The organism is Curtobacterium sp. NPDC090217, assembly GCF_044746705.1.
Classification (GTDB): domain Bacteria; phylum Actinomycetota; class Actinomycetes; order Actinomycetales; family Microbacteriaceae; genus Curtobacterium.
The window spans coordinates 1,097,137-1,111,186 of the sequence record NZ_JBIVCR010000001.1; the positions used below are offsets into that span (position 1 = coordinate 1,097,137).

At 71.1% G+C, this 14,050-nt stretch carries 15 protein-coding genes; 7 read left to right on the forward strand and 8 right to left on the reverse strand.

The annotated features are described in order from the left end of the window. Positions 1-11 precede the first annotated feature (11 nt). The gene (locus tag ACIPJ2_RS05550; protein WP_402727921.1) at positions 12-1,055 is read right to left on the reverse strand and encodes a hypothetical protein; all 1,044 of its coding nucleotides are present in this window, start codon (positions 1,053-1,055) and stop codon (positions 12-14) included. Positions 1,056-1,177: 122 nt separating this feature from the next. On the opposite strand from ACIPJ2_RS05550, the gene ACIPJ2_RS05555 reads away from it, so the two are divergent. Then, complete coding sequence (locus ACIPJ2_RS05555) at positions 1,178-1,747, forward strand: GNAT family N-acetyltransferase (protein WP_402727922.1); 570 nt, start codon at positions 1,178-1,180, stop codon at positions 1,745-1,747. A gap of 144 nt (positions 1,748-1,891) precedes the next feature. On the opposite strand, the gene ACIPJ2_RS05560 is transcribed toward ACIPJ2_RS05555, so the two are convergent. The 5 genes from ACIPJ2_RS05560 to ACIPJ2_RS05580 form a co-directional block, all read right to left on the reverse strand. Continuing rightward, on the reverse strand, positions 1,892-2,068 hold the full coding sequence (locus ACIPJ2_RS05560) for a hypothetical protein (protein WP_402727923.1): 177 nt from the start codon (positions 2,066-2,068) through the stop codon (positions 1,892-1,894). Further along, positions 2,065-3,504: an alpha/beta hydrolase gene (locus ACIPJ2_RS05565; RefSeq protein ID WP_402727924.1), complete on the reverse strand. Its 1,440-nt coding sequence runs from the start codon at positions 3,502-3,504 to the stop codon at positions 2,065-2,067. The genes ACIPJ2_RS05560 and ACIPJ2_RS05565 overlap by 4 nt, the downstream gene beginning before the upstream one ends. Next, the gene (locus ACIPJ2_RS05570) at positions 3,501-5,501 is read right to left on the reverse strand and encodes a bifunctional lysylphosphatidylglycerol flippase/synthetase MprF (RefSeq protein ID WP_402727925.1); all 2,001 of its coding nucleotides are present in this window, start codon (positions 5,499-5,501) and stop codon (positions 3,501-3,503) included. Before ACIPJ2_RS05570 ends, ACIPJ2_RS05565 begins: the two co-directional genes overlap by 4 nt. Before the next feature lie 90 nt (positions 5,502-5,591). After that, on the reverse strand, positions 5,592-6,782 hold the full coding sequence (locus tag ACIPJ2_RS05575; RefSeq protein ID WP_402727926.1) for a sensor histidine kinase: 1,191 nt from the start codon (positions 6,780-6,782) through the stop codon (positions 5,592-5,594). Then, positions 6,779-7,402: a response regulator gene (locus ACIPJ2_RS05580; RefSeq protein WP_402727927.1), complete on the reverse strand. Its 624-nt coding sequence runs from the start codon at positions 7,400-7,402 to the stop codon at positions 6,779-6,781. The genes ACIPJ2_RS05575 and ACIPJ2_RS05580 overlap by 4 nt, the downstream gene beginning before the upstream one ends. Positions 7,403-7,548: 146 nt before the next feature. On the opposite strand from ACIPJ2_RS05580, the gene ACIPJ2_RS05585 reads away from it, so the two are divergent. Beyond that, a complete protein-coding gene (locus ACIPJ2_RS05585) occupies positions 7,549-8,325 on the forward strand; it encodes a GntR family transcriptional regulator (protein WP_281266698.1) in 777 nt (258 codons plus the stop codon). A 207-nt stretch (positions 8,326-8,532) separates the two neighbouring features. Here ACIPJ2_RS05585 and ACIPJ2_RS05590 read toward each other — a convergent pair whose 3' ends face one another. Both ACIPJ2_RS05590 and ACIPJ2_RS05595 read right to left on the reverse strand, forming a co-directional pair. After that, positions 8,533-8,985 carry a PTS glucose transporter subunit IIA gene (locus tag ACIPJ2_RS05590; RefSeq protein ID WP_402727928.1) on the reverse strand — a complete coding sequence of 151 codons (453 nt, stop codon included), beginning with the start codon at positions 8,983-8,985 and terminating at the stop codon, positions 8,533-8,535. Then, a complete protein-coding gene (locus tag ACIPJ2_RS05595; protein WP_144761695.1) occupies positions 8,982-9,218 on the reverse strand; it encodes a PTS transporter subunit EIIB in 237 nt (78 codons plus the stop codon). Before ACIPJ2_RS05595 ends, ACIPJ2_RS05590 begins: the two co-directional genes overlap by 4 nt. A gap of 178 nt (positions 9,219-9,396) precedes the next feature. Between ACIPJ2_RS05595 and ACIPJ2_RS05600 the strand changes: the two genes are divergently transcribed. The 5 genes from ACIPJ2_RS05600 to ACIPJ2_RS05620 all read left to right on the forward strand — a co-directional run bounded on the left by ACIPJ2_RS05600 (position 9,397) and on the right by ACIPJ2_RS05620 (position 14,050). Next, on the forward strand, positions 9,397-10,662 hold the full coding sequence (locus ACIPJ2_RS05600) for a PTS transporter subunit EIIC (RefSeq protein ID WP_402727929.1): 1,266 nt from the start codon (positions 9,397-9,399) through the stop codon (positions 10,660-10,662). Positions 10,663-10,909: 247 nt separating this feature from the next. Then, positions 10,910-11,821, forward strand: a complete 912-nt coding sequence (locus tag ACIPJ2_RS05605; RefSeq protein ID WP_402727930.1) for a metal ABC transporter solute-binding protein, Zn/Mn family — start codon at positions 10,910-10,912, stop codon at positions 11,819-11,821. 83 nt (positions 11,822-11,904) lie between these two features. After that, complete coding sequence (locus ACIPJ2_RS05610; RefSeq protein ID WP_281266703.1) at positions 11,905-12,720, forward strand: metal ABC transporter ATP-binding protein; 816 nt, start codon at positions 11,905-11,907, stop codon at positions 12,718-12,720. Further along, positions 12,720-13,634 carry a metal ABC transporter permease gene (locus ACIPJ2_RS05615; RefSeq protein ID WP_402727931.1) on the forward strand — a complete coding sequence of 305 codons (915 nt, stop codon included), beginning with the start codon at positions 12,720-12,722 and terminating at the stop codon, positions 13,632-13,634. Before ACIPJ2_RS05610 ends, ACIPJ2_RS05615 begins: the two co-directional genes overlap by 1 nt. Further along, a complete protein-coding gene (locus tag ACIPJ2_RS05620; protein WP_402727932.1) occupies positions 13,631-14,050 on the forward strand; it encodes a Fur family transcriptional regulator in 420 nt (139 codons plus the stop codon). Before ACIPJ2_RS05615 ends, ACIPJ2_RS05620 begins: the two co-directional genes overlap by 4 nt.

Sequence of the window (14,050 nt, forward strand, 5' to 3'; positions counted from 1 at the left end):
CTCCGGGCCGCTCACCCGAACACCGCCAGTTCCGTCGATCGGTACACCTCCGCGGCCTCTCGTTCGCGCTCCGAACCAGCGAGCAGATCAGCGTAGACACGGACCGCCGACGCCGTCCGACGGCCATCGACGAATCGGCTCGTCCGGGCGACCTGGTACGGAGCGGGGCTGAGACGGATCCGGCCACCGTCGGCCGGGAGCATCTGGGCTCCGGCGGCCGCGGCGCCGAGTGTCTCCTGGTCCGTCTCGACGTACGCGGTCACGGGCCTCGCGCCCGTCAGCATCGGACGGACGAGCTCTGAGGCCGTGCTGCCGGTGAGGATCAAGCCGGTGCCGAAGGCCGACGCGAGTCGCTGTTCGATGCGCGACGGGTCACGGTCGAGGGTGTGGAACGACACCCACGTCGCGGCACGTGTGCTCTCCCATCGGCTCCACGAGTCCAGCAGTCCGGCCGCATCGGCGACCGCGCGGCTCCGCGGTTCCGGCCCGGGCTCCGTCCACGCCGACGAGTCGAGCCCGGCGAGGGTCCCCGCCACCGACCCGAGTGATCGGCCCGAGAGGCTCGACAACGTCTCGACGTCGGCGACCCGCGGCCGCCCGTCCTCCCACGCGGCACCGTTCGCGACGATGTCGAGCAGGACCTCCGTGATCTCCGCACGTGCGTTGGACCATCGGAACTCCCGGATGCGTGGCGAGGTATCTGCTCGCGCGCTCCGTTCGACCCAGATCGTGCCGATGTGCATGGAGGCCGCACCGTCGAGCGTGAACCAGGAGACGCCCAGTTCGGCGAGCAGTCGCCGCGAGCCGTCGGACATCGCCTGTGCGCACACGATCAGCACCGTGTCACCGCCCTGGTCAGCTGCAGGGCCCCGACCGAGAGCGGCGGCGACGTCGCGCGGGTACCCGAGCCCTGCCCATCTGAGGTCCAGCCGCACGCGCGAGCCGTCCGGGAGCAGCGCCGACGGCTGCCCGTCCTGCGTTGCGGTGATGTCGAGAGCGCCGGGCGGCAGCGTGCGCCGGAACTCGCGCAGCAGCATCTCTTCAGTGATCGGCACGTTTTCACTGTACAGTGAAAAAGCATCCCCGAATGAAAAACCCCTCGGTCGACTTCGGCCGGTCCGACGGATCGTCGCGTGGTGTTCACGCGGATGTCGGTGGTCGGAGAGATGATCATCACATGGTCCACCAGCTCCTGAGCGCCCCGCAGGAGATCCGAACGGATCGCCTCGTCCTGACCCCCGTGACACCGGCCGACATCGACGCCGTGCACGCGATCTACGCCGATGCCCGGACCTGGACCCACCTGCCCTCCGGTCGACACGTGTCGCGTGAGCAGACGCAGGACCTCGTCCAGCGGAAGATCGGCGGGCGGGTCCGGCACGGGCTCGGGTCGTGGACGATCCGGCACGACGGCGTCGTGATCGGGGTGGGCGGCGTGGACATGACCGCGGGTGGGGTGTGGAACCTCGGGTACCGCCTCGCACCGAGCGCGTGGGGCCACGGCTACGCGACCGAGATCGCTCGGGCGGCCGTCAGTGCTGCGCTCGAGACCGCCCCGGGAACGCCGATCACCGGACGGGTGCTGACGAACAACCCCGCCTCCGCGACGGTGCTCGCCCGCGCCGGGTTGTCCCTCGTGTGGCAGGGCTCCACCGCCGCGCCGACGCCGAGCGGTGTCGAACGGCAGGTCTGGGCCGATCGTGCGCTGACCGACGCCCAGTACGACTGGCTCGTCGCGAACGCCTGACGGCCCGCGTCAGCGTCGCCCGGCGGAATCGTTCGTCGGTCCAGTGATCGAGTGCGCGGAAGTGGGCCGATGCCGGGCGGACTGGACCCGTTGTCTGCGCACTCGATCGTTGCGGCGCCGGCCCCGGCCCCGGCCCCGGCGCCGTCAGTGCCGGCCGGCGCCGAGCGTGACGACGAACGCGCCGGCGACGGTGGCGAGCACGAGCAGCACGCTGCCGAGGGCCCACTCCGCCGAACAGCACGTCAGCACGACGACCGCGACGAACACCGCGATCCCCAACACGGCCACGCGCATCGCCGTGATCGCCGAGCGGTCGTTCATCCGTGCACCACGCCGGGAGCGGTGAGCAGGACGTCCGCCTCGTGCGGGAGCTCGTTCGACACGGACCACTGCACGGTGTTCCAGTCGTGGCCGCTGCCCGGTGCCGATGCCACCGTCGTGCGGATCCCGGCCGCCCGCGCCGCCGACCCGAGGTGCTGGGCGGACCGGACGAACTCGCCGTCCGTGGACCCTGCGGTCAGCCACACCGACGTGTCCCGGTACGGCCGGTTCGCAGCCATCAGCGCACCCGGTGCGGCGGCTCGCCAGCGGCTCAGGGAACCGCCGAACGCCTCGTCCGCGCTGTTCTGCGGTGACCGGTCGATCGGCTGCGGTTCGCTGGAGATCGCGAGCGCCGCGCTGAACCGGTCGGGGTGCCCGGCGAGGAACTGCATGGCACAGGTCGCCCCCTGCGAGAACCCGACGAGCCCCCACCCGCGGCGGTCGGTCGTGACGCGGAGGTGCGACGTGATCCAGTCGGGGACGTCCCGCGTGATGTAGGTCGCGGCGTTCCCGATGGTCGAGTCCACGCACATCGTGTTGTGCCCGGGAACGGCGAGCTGGTCGGCCGACACGACGATCGGCGCGATCCCGTGGTGAGCGGCGGCGTAGGCGTCCAGTGTGGTCGCGAGGCCGCCGACGGTGAACATGTCGCTCGGTGAGCCCGGCTGGCCGGACAGGGACACGATGACGGGCAGTGGCGGCGGGTCGGCCGAGCGGGCCGCCGGCGGCAGGTACACGACTGCGGGGCGGGCGGGGAAGCCGGACTCCCGGCCGGGGATCCGCACGGTACCGACCAGGCCGGTGGCGGGCATCGTCGCGGGCGGAGCCCACGCACCGGTCGCACCGGCCGCGCCGCCGGACCCGGACGTGCCGGAGCCGGCGGCCGCGCCGGACCCGGACGTGCTGGCGCCGGCCGCCGCCCCGACAGCGCCGGTCTCGGCACCCAGGTCGAGCGCCGGGAACGGATCGGTCTGGACGAGCGCGTTCAGCGTCGGGTACGCGGCGTAGTCGACGTTCACGCCGAGCGCGGGCACGAGGAGTGCGAGGGGGACGAGCACCACCGCGAGGACGCGTCGGACCCGTCCGCCCTGCACGAGACCGACGGCGGCCAGCCCGAGCCCGGCGAACGCGAACGCCACCCACATCCGCGTCACGTCGGTCAACAGCACGTCGAAGGCGTTGAGCAGGTCGCCGACCACCCAGCAGGCGAGGAGCCCGACGAGCCCACCGCCGACGGCGCCGAGCGCACGGATCCCGGTCCGGCGCCATGCAGCGCGGTCCGGCCACCGGCTCCGGGAACCTCCGTCGCGTCCGGTCGACCGGAACGCCGGCAGCGTCACGAGCAGGACGAGCACGACGAACACGACGTCGGCCGGCACGAGCTTCGTCGGTACCTGCAGCCGCGTGCCCATCACCCAGTGGAACGGGTCCGTCACGAGCGTGCTCCGGCCGCCGCGCGGTGTGCCCTGCCGAGTTCGAGCAGGTGCCGCGGGCGGAACCCGGGGACGTACGCACTCGCGAGCGCCCGTGCCACCCGCGGGACGTGCAGGGGCGTGGGGACGACCAGCCACAGGGGCTCGTGCGCTGCGCCGAACTTCTCCTTGAAGCGCTGGAGCGAGCGGAACCCGTACACCGGCTCGAGGACCCGCGAGACGAGCAGCGAACCCCGGTCGAGCACCCCGCGCGCCGTCGGGTCGTGCGCGGCGAGCGGCGTACCGGAGAGGCTCAGCATGGTCAGCCCGGCCTCACGGGAGCGCAGGGCGGTCCTGGCGATCAGGAACTCGATCACGCCGGGCATCCCGGACTCCCCGCGACGCATCACGTCGAGCGTGTAGCCGATGAGCGTCCCGTGCGCGTACACCGGCAGCCAGCTCGTCACCGCGACGACCCGCTCCTCGGCGTCGACGGCGAGCGCGAGACGGACGTCCGGGTCGTCGAGCTCCCGGAACCCGCCGAGCGTGAACCCCATCTCCGGCAGACGACGATCGGCAGCCCAACGGGTGCAGATCGCCTCGACCTGTGCGCGCTGCTCGGCGTCGAGCGCCCCGAGGCGCGTCCACTCGTCACGCACACCCTCACGATCGGCGCGGTTCGACGCGGTGCGCAGGTCCTGGCGGCGCTTCCCGCGCAGGTCGAACGTGGTGACGTCGAGCACGGCCTCGACCCCGACGGGCAGCGCGGTCCAACCCTCGGCGGCCAGGACCTCCCGCACCGGTGCGTGCACGCTCGTGAACGCCGGTGTCCAGCCGTTCTGGTCGCAGTGCACGACGAACCCCGAGATCACCGCGGCACGGTCGTCGGCACAGCACACCGGGTCGGAGACGGTGAGGGCGACGTCCCCGCGGACCCGGTAGGCCACGGCGCCGAGCCCCTCGGGGTGCGACCAGACGGCGTTGCCCCGCCAGGTCCCCATGTGCCCGAGGGTCCCGGCGTCGCCGTCGCGGAGCATCGCCACGAGGTCGGTCGTGCTCGTCGCCGCACGGAACCGCCCCCGGACCAGGCGGTCGCGGAGCAGCAGGACGGCGAGGAGCACCCCGGCCGGGACGACCCACGCACCGATGAGGGTGACCTGCCACTCGACCTCGTCGAGCCCGAGGCCCTGCCACTGCAGCGCGTCGGCGGTCATCGGTTCGATGACGAACGCGTCCGCCAGCACCGCGGTGACGATCACGAGCACGGTCACCGCCACGACGACGCCAGCCCGCCGACCGTGCGACACGAGCCAGGCCGCGAGCAGCAGGAGCGCACCGACCAGCACGACGGCCCGGTCGGTCATCGCGTCGGCGAACGGGGAGAGGACGCCATCGGGATCCGGGACGACGAGCGTCACGAGCGATCCGGAGCCGAGGGCCGCGAGCGCGGCCGTGACGACGGTGCGGACCGACAGCGGGTCACGACGGGCCGGACGGGAGGCTCGGCCCAGCACGAGCGCGCCGCTCGCCACCCCGAGCAGCGCGGCCAGGGCACGGGCCACGTCCGACCCGTGACCGGCGAAGAGCAGCAGGGTGACGGTCACCGTCCAGAGGACGGTGCGGACACGCCAGCGGCGCTGCGTGGGCAGCGCAGCGGAGGACGCGGCGAAGAGCGCCACCGCGACGATGCTCGGCGCCATGAGCTGCTGCCCGTGGGCGACCTCGGCGTGGGCTTCACCGAGGGCGGCGCCGACCGTGACCGCGACACGGGTGAGGAGGATCGCGACGGTCGGGACCACAAGTCCCACGACGATCGTCCGGACCGATCCGATCGCGCGCTCGGACACCGCCGTCGCGACGAGCAGGGCGAGCAACGCGACGCACACGACGGGCGGGTGGTGCGGGAAGTCCGGCTCGGACCCGTTCAGCCGTGCGGCGGCGACGAGCGCGACGGTCACGGCCGTGACGACGACGGTCACCGGGTACCGACGGAGCCGAGCGACGAAGGGAGTGATGCGCACCCTTGCATCACAGCGGATCGGCGCGCAGGGGACATCGACCCGCGGGCTGAACCGCGCTGGCCGGTCGGCCATCCCGGGCTGGCCGTCGGATCAGGCGGCTGGGGCGGGGGGCAGGTGCTCGACGGGCAGCCGGAGGTGCAGTGCGAACCCGCCGTCGTCGGTCGGACCGCTCTCGAGCGAGCCCCCGAGCAACGACGCACGCTCGCCGAGCCCGATCAGTCCGAGGCCGGATCCGGGGAGTTCGAGCCGTGCGCCCCGTGCCGGCCCGTTGGACACGCGGACGTCGACGTCACCGTCCTCGACGAGCCCGATGACGTGGACGACGGCGTCGGGGGCGTGCTTCCGGACGTTGGTCAGGGCCTCCTGCACGAAGCGGTACACGGCGCGCTGGACCGGCTGCCCGAGGGTCTCCGGCAGGACGACGTCCGTGCGGGTGTCCAGTCCGGAGTCGTCGATGAGCCGCTGCAGGTCGGCGAGCACCGGCTGCGGAGCGATCTCGCGGTCCGTGCCACCCGATGCGCGCAGGACCTGGACCATCTCGCGCAGCTCCTGCAGGGTCACGACGCACAGCTGCCGGATCGTCCGTGCGAACCCGCGTTCGGCCTCGTCCCTGCCCGCCATCTGCATCCCACCCGCCTGGACCGCGATGAGCGTGACCTGGTGCGAGACGACGTCGTGCATCTCGCGCGCGAGCAGGGCCCGCTCCCGTGAGAGCGCCACGGCTGCCGCCTGTCGGCGTTCGTCCGCCCGGGCGGCGTCGCGTTCCACCAGGCGCTCGGTGAGGCTGGCGCGGGTCTGCACCAGGAGCCCGATCGAGATCGGGCCGAGCGCGAAGATGAGCGCGTAGATGATGGACACGACGATGTCGTCCAGCGTCTGCGGCGGGCCGACGAACCCGCTGAAGCCGACGAACTCGACGACCGCGGCGAGGAGCATCACCCACCGCCGCTGGGTGCGCGCGCCGATCGTGAAGAGCGCCACCGCTGAGGCGACCACCGCCGAGCCGATGAAGAGCCCGGGAAGGGTCAGCGCGAACGCGGTGACGGGGAGCCGGCGCCGGAGGAGCAGCGCGGCCGCGGCCACCAGGGACATCGCGGTCTCGAACTGCGTCGCCCCCGAGATGTCGAGGACGGCGTCCGCGACGGCGGCGGCGACGAAGAACGCGTCGACCAGCCACCACGGTGCCCGGTGCGCGCGCACCCAGCGCAGGCCGGCGTCGACCGCCGTGTCGAGCCTCCCGTCGGTCGCCCTGACGAGCCGCCGGATTCCTCGTGCGCTCACGTGAGCAGGCCAGCGGCTGCGGCGCGGAGCGCGAGCTGGACACGGCTCGTGACGCCGAAGGCGGCGAGGAGGCCGCGGACGTCCTCCTTGACGGTGCCGGTGCTCACGCCCAGGTGGGCGGCGATCTCCGGGTTGCTCGCGCCGTCGGCGAGGAGCCGGAGCACCTCGCGCCCACGATCGGAGAGCGGCGGCGAGGCGACCGGTTCGGACGTCTGCGCGAAGAGCCGGGTTCGGTCGAGCCCCGGGGCGAGCACCACGCCACCGGCGGCGAGCACGCGGACGTACTGCGCGAGGTGCTCGGGGTCGGTGTCCTTGAGCAGGAAGCCCGCTGCGCCGAGCTCCATCGCGCGGCCCAGGTGCTCCGCGGCGTCGAAGGTCGTGAGCATCGCGACCGCAGGGGGGTCCGGCATCGCCGTGATCCCGGCGAGCAGGTCGAGGCCGCTGATCCGGGGCATCCGGACGTCGAGCAGGACGACGTCGGGGTGGTGCTCGGCGACGATCGACAAGGCGTCGGTGTCGTTGCCGCTCGCCACGACCTCGATGTCGTCGGCGGCCCCGAGGATGAGCCCGAAGCCGTAGCGGACGAGCCCCTCGTCGTCGATGATCACCACGGATGTCACGGCGACATCCTGGCAGCTTCCGATGGAGCGTCCCAGAGGGCCCACTCGGGGATCGGTGAGAATCCGTCCACATGTCGCGTTCTGTCATGCACATCGACTGGGCGGTCGCGACTCGCTAGTGTGATGGCAACTGGTCATGTCCGCCCATGACCAGCTGCCGAACCACCGCGATGGAGCACGAGGAGCCGATGACGACCCGCATCACCGAGGGAGCCGAGCCCAAGCACCAGCAGCTCCGGCGTATCCTCCTCGAACTCGCGACGGTGCGACTCGCTCCTGGTGCGGCGATCCCGTCCGAACGCCAGCTCATCGCGGAGTACGGCGTCTCCCGGATCACCGTGCGCGAGGCCCTCGGGCAGCTCGTCAACGAGGGCTACCTGGAACGGGTCCGCGGCAAGGGCACCTTCGTGGCACACCGGCCCGTGCAGTCGACGCTGCACCTGGCGTCGTTCACCGAGGAGATGCGGGCGATGGGGCACGTACCGACGACGGTCGTGCTGGTCCGCGAAGAACGCGTGCCGCCGGCCGACACCGCCGCTGCGCTCCGTCTCGGTGAGACCGACACGGCGTACCACGTGAAGCGCCTGCGCATGGCGGACGGGGCGCCGGTGTCCATCGACGACGCCTGGCTCTCCGCCGGGGCGTTCCCCGGGCTGCTCGAGCACGACCTGTCCGGGTCGGTGTACTCGATCGTCGCGAACGAGTACGGCCTGCCGATCGACCGCGCGCAGCAGACGGTCGCGGCGAAGCCGGCAGCCGACGACGTCGCCACGCTGCTCGGCACGAAGACCGGCGCACCCGTCCTCGAGTTCGACCGGGTGTCGTACTCGCGGGACCGTCCGGTCGAGCACGCGATGAGCTGGTACCGGTCGGACCGCTACCGCGTGCAGATGGAGGTCACCGCGACGCAGTCCGTCGTGTAGCGCGGGGCTGCCCGCTGCCCGCTGCCCGCTGCCCGCTGCCCGCTGCCCGCTGCGCGCGCTCGCTGCCCGCGCTAGCTGCCCGCGTTCGCCCGGACCGCGAAAGCGACAGGCTGCCGCGGAACATCGGCTGCAGACTGTCGCTTTCGCGAAGGGGTCGTGCGGGCTCGGCGGCGAACTGTCGCTTTGGCGAAGGGGTCCCGGCGGGGGTCAGGCCTCGAAGAGGGTGTCGCCCGCGGTGACCGTGGTGCCGACGGCGCCCTGTGCGATCGAGTCCGGCGCGGAGCCGAGCACGACGACGGGGCACACGGGGGAGTAGCCGGCCGCGGTGATCGTCGCCGGAGTGAAGCGGACGACGGGGTCCCCGGCGGCGACGGTGTCACCCTCGGCCGCGAGGAGCTCGAAGCCCTCGCCCGACATCTTCACGGTGTCGATCCCGACGTGCACGAGCACGTCCGTCCCCGCAGTGCCCTGCAGCGCGAAGGCGTGCGGGTGCAGCTTCACGATGGTGCCGTCGACGGGTGCGACCGCGGTGACCGTGCCCTCGACACCGGTCGGGTCCACCGCGACACCGGCACCGACGAGCTGCCCGGCGAACACCGGGTCCGGCACGTCGGCGAGTGCGACGACCGGCCCGGCGAACGGCGTCAGGACTGCGGTCACAGCTCGTCCTGGATGTCCTGCGCGAGGTTGTCGGCGATCGGACCGACGATGACCTGCCATCCGGTGCCACCACCGACGACGGCCTGGGCGCCGGCGGCCTGGAGCGCGCCCTTGTCGACGAGGTCACCGTCCTCGACCTCGACGCGGAGGCGCGTGATGCAGCCCTCGACCTCTTCGATGTTGTCGGCACCGCCGAGCGCGGCGATGATGTCGGCAGCCTTGATGTCGGCCATCTGTTTCCTCCTCGTTAAGGGTGCGCGTCCAGGTTGACATGCCGTGCGCGGTCATCGACACTACGTACTGGTCATGACCGGACAGGACCGGACCTGGCGATACCGCCGAGGTTACCTGCGCCGGCTGCGCGACTCAACTCACCCCGACCAGCTCCACCCAATGACGAGAGGAACTCCGATGAGCACGACTGCTGCCACGGATGTGCCGGAGAAGAAGACGCCGAAGAAGCAGAGCAAGCTCTTCGCCAACGCCCAGCGGCTCGGCCGGAGTCTGCTGCTCCCCATCGCGGTCATGCCCGCGGCGGGCATCCTGCTCCGACTCGGCCAGTCCGACATGCTCGGCGCCATCCCCGGCTTCGAGAAGGGCGCCACGATCATCGCGGCCGCCGGCAACGGCGTGTTCACCTGGCTGCCGCTGCTCTTCGCGGTCGGCATCGCGATCGGCTGGGCGAAGAAGTCCGACGGCACCACGGCGCTCGCCGCGGTCGTCGGCTACATGGTCATGTACCAGGTCTTCGCGGCGATGTCGCCGATCGTGCTCGCCGGGGTGAAGGACGCCAACGGCGCCCAGGCGACGATCAACTTCGGCGTCCTCGGCGGCATCGTGATGGGTCTCGTCTCCGCGTGGCTCTGGCAGAAGTTCCACCGCACGAAGATGCCCGACTTCCTCGGGTTCTTCTCCGGTCGCCGCCTCGTGCCGATCCTGACCGCGGTCGCCGGTCTGATCATCGCCGTGCTCATGTCCTTCGTGTACCGCTACTTCGACATCGCGCTGACCGCAGCCGGCCAGGCCGTCGCGGACAACGCCGTCATCGGTGGTGGCATCTTCGGGTTCGTCAACCGCATGCTCATCCCGATCGGCCTGCACCAGCTGCTCAACTTCTTCCCGTGGTTCCAGCTCGGCAGCTTCACGACCGGTGGCGTGACCTACCACGGTGACATCGCGCGCTTCCTCGCGGGCGACCCGACCGCCGGCATCTTCCAGACCGGCTTCTTCCCGATCATGATGTTCGCGCTGCCGGCCGGTGCGCTCGCGATCTGGCGCAACGCCAAGCCGCAGAACCGCAAGCTCGTCGGCGGCATCATGCTCTCCGCCGCGCTGACCTCGTTCGTGACGGGCATCACCGAGCCGCTCGAGTACTCGTTCATGTTCGTGGCGTTCCCGCTGTACATCATCCACGCGGTGCTCACGGGGACGTCCCTGGCGCTCGTGAACGCGCTGGGCATCCACGACGGCTTCTCGTTCTCGGCTGGGGCGATCGACTTCGTGCTGAACTTCGGCAAGGCGGACGGGGCGATCTGGCTGATCCCGATCGGCCTCGGCTACGCGGTGATCTACTACTTCCTCTTCGGCTGGGTGATCAGGAAGTGGAACCTCCGGACGCCGGGCCGCGAGGACGACACGATCGCCGAGAACACGATCGAGGCGGCCACCAAGGCGTAGGACGCGACCACTGGTCGGACAGGAGGCACGGTGCCAGCTGGCACCGTGCCTCCCGTCCGTCTCAGCGCGCGTTCCTGCCCATCGCGGCCGGAGTAGAAAGCCGAATCGCGCGTAGGTGGCCAGAAATTCGGGCCTCCTACGCGCGAAAGAGCTTCCTACGCGCGAAACGACCTCCTACGCGCGGAACGGCAGCCGCCGCTGATACCGGTTTTGACAATCGTTATCATCAACGGCTAGCGTTGACGACATGCACAACCGCCTCCTCGCCCTGCCGCTCGTCGCCGGCGCCGCCGCGCTCGCCCTGACCGGCTGCGCGACCTCCTCCGCGTCCACGAACGACAGCGGTGACGACACGATCAAGGTCGTCGCCTCCACGAACGTCTACGGCTCCCTCGTCGAGACCATCGGCGGCGACCACGTCGACGTCACGAGCATCCTGAACGACCCCTCGCAGGACCCGCACTCGTTCGAGTCCAGTGCCAAGACGCAGCTCGCGGTGTCGAAGGCCGACCTCCTCATCGAGAACGGCGGCGGGTACGACGACTTCATGACGACGCTGTCGGACTCCTCGAAGACCAAGGCCGACACGATCAACGTCGTGAAGCTCTCCGGCCTCGACAAGGGCGGCGACGCGGAGTTCAACGAGCACGTGTTCTACAGCTACCCGACGATGGTCAAGCTCGTCGCCGACGTGTCGAAGCGGCTCGGCACGCTCGACAGCGCGGACAAGGCGACCTTCGAGAAGAACGCCGAGGCGCTCACCTCGAAGCTCGAGGACCTCGAGTCGCAGACCGCCGACCTCAAGAAGCAGTACGACGGCGAGAAGGTGACGTACACCGAGCCGGTCCCCGGGTACCTGTTCGACGCGATCGGCCTCGACAACGTCACGCCGGACGACTTCTCCGAGGCGATCGAGGAGGGCGACGACGTCCCGCCCGCAGCACTCAACGACACGCTGAAGCTCTACTCGAGCCACACCGCGAAGCTGCTCGCGTACAACGAGCAGACCTCGAGCCCGGAGACCGAACAGGTCAAGAAGGCCGCAGAGGACAACGGTGTGCCCGTGGTCGGTGTCACGGAGACGCTCCCGAAGGGGAAGAATTACGTCTCGTGGCAGCAGGCGAACATCGACGCGGTGCAGGCGGCGCTGGCGAAGTGACAGCAGTCCAGCCCCGACAGGACCGGTCCCAGCCCCGGCAGGACCCGCGAACCGCCACTGCCGAGCGCAGTGGCGGTTCCGCCGTGCTCGCGCTCCGTGACGCCGGCCTGTCCTACGGCACTCGCAAGCTCTGGGACGGCCTCGACCTCGACGTCGCGCCGGGGGAGTTCCTCGCGGTCCTCGGCCCGAACGGTGCCGGCAAGACGAGCCTGCTGAAGACCGTGCTCGGGCAGCAGCGGCTGACCAGTGGCACGATGTCGTTCCTCGGCCAGCCCGTCCGCCGCGGGCACCGGAAGATCGGCTACATCCCGCAGCAGCGGCTGATGGATTCCGGTACACCGCTCCGCGCCCGGGACATGATCGCGCAGGGCGTCACCGGGTCCCGCTGGGGCATCCGGCCGGAGCGGAAGGCCGAGCGGGAACGGATCGACCGCATCATCGACGAGGTCGGCGCCACCGCGTTCGCGGACGCACCCGTCGCCGAACTGTCCGGCGGCGAGCAGCAGCGCACCCGGGTGGGGCAGGCCATCGCCGCCGACCCCGCACTGCTCCTCTGCGACGAACCCCTCATCTCCCTCGACCTGCGCCACCAGCGCGGTGTCACCGAACTCATCGACCGGCAGCGCCGCCAGCGGGGCGCCGCGGTGCTGTTCGTCACGCACGACGTGAACCCGATCCTCGACGTGGTCGACCGGGTGCTCTACATCGCCGGCGGTCGGTTCCGCATCGGATCGCCGGACGAGGTGCTCCGCGCCGACGTGCTGAGCGACCTGTACGGCACCCCCGTCGACGTCGTCCGGACGATGGGGCGCATCGTGATCGTCGGCGCGAACGACGCCCACGACCACCACTGCGACCCGGACCCGCACGCTGCGGCGCCGGACGAAGGGCGGATCTGATGGACGTCTGGTCGACGATCTTCTCGTTCCAGGACTACGGCGAGCTCCTCGCGCTCGTGCAGAACTCGATCATCGCGGGTGCGGTGCTCGGCGTCGTCGGCGGACTCATCGGCCCGTTCGTGGTCGCGCGGAACATGCCGTTCGCGGTGCACGGCATCAGCGAGCTCTCGTTCGCCGGCGCCAGTGCGTCCCTGCTGCTCGGGGTGAACGTCGTGACGGGCTCGCTCGTCGGGTCGGTCATCGCGGCGCTCCTCATCGGGCTGCTCGGCTCCCGGGCGCGCGACCGCAACTCGATCATCGCCGTGCTGATGCCGTTCGGGCTCGGCCTCGGGATCCTCTGCCTGGCGCTCTACAAGGGCCGCGCCGCGAACAAGTTCGGGCTGCTCACCGGGCAGATCGTCTCGGTGGACCAGCCCCAGCTGCAGTCGCTCGTCGTGATCAGCGCGATCGTCGTCATCGCCCTGCTGGTCATCTGGCGCCCGCTGATGTTCTCGTCCGTCGACCCGGACGTCGCAGCGGCCGCCGGTGTGCCCGTCCGCACCCTGGCGCTCGTCTTCATGCTGCTGCTCGGGCTCGCGACCGCGGTCTCCGTGCAGATCGTCGGCGCGTTGCTCGTGCTCTCGTTGCTCGTCACACCGGCTGCCGCGGCACTCCGGCTGACGGTGCACCCCGTCCTGGTCCCCGTGCTGAGCATGGTGTTCGCGGTCGTGTCGGTCGTCGGTGGCATCCTGCTGGCACTCGGCGGCGGTCTGCCGATCAGCCCGTACGTGACGTCGATCTCGTTCGCCATCTGGGTGGTGTGCCGGATCCTCGGTTCCCGGAAGGAACGACGTGGTCGCGACCGGGTCGCGGTCCGCGACGACCACGACACGACCGCGGCGCCGTCGCGTCGCACGGAAGGAGTGAACGCGTGAACGCCGTCCAGAAGCCCAAGCGCAACACCTGGCAGCGCGAAGCCGTCCGCGGCGCGCTCGACTCCACCGAGGGGTTCGTCAGCGCACAGGCGCTGCACGCGCACCTCCGCGAAGGCGGCTCGACGATCGGCCTGGCCACGGTCTACCGGGCCCTCGCGGACCTCGCGACCGAGGGGGACGCCGACTCGCTCCAGCAGGACGGCGAGTCGCTGTACCGGGCGTGCACGACGGACAAGCACCACCACCACCTGATCTGCCGGAACTGCGGTCGGACGGTCGAGATCCAGGCCGACCCGGTCGAGCAGTGGGCGCAGCAGGTCGCCGCTGAGCACGGCTTCACGAACGCCAGTCACGTGGTCGACATCTTCGGCGAATGCGCAGCGTGCACGGCAGCACGCGGCAGCGCGTCCGCGTAG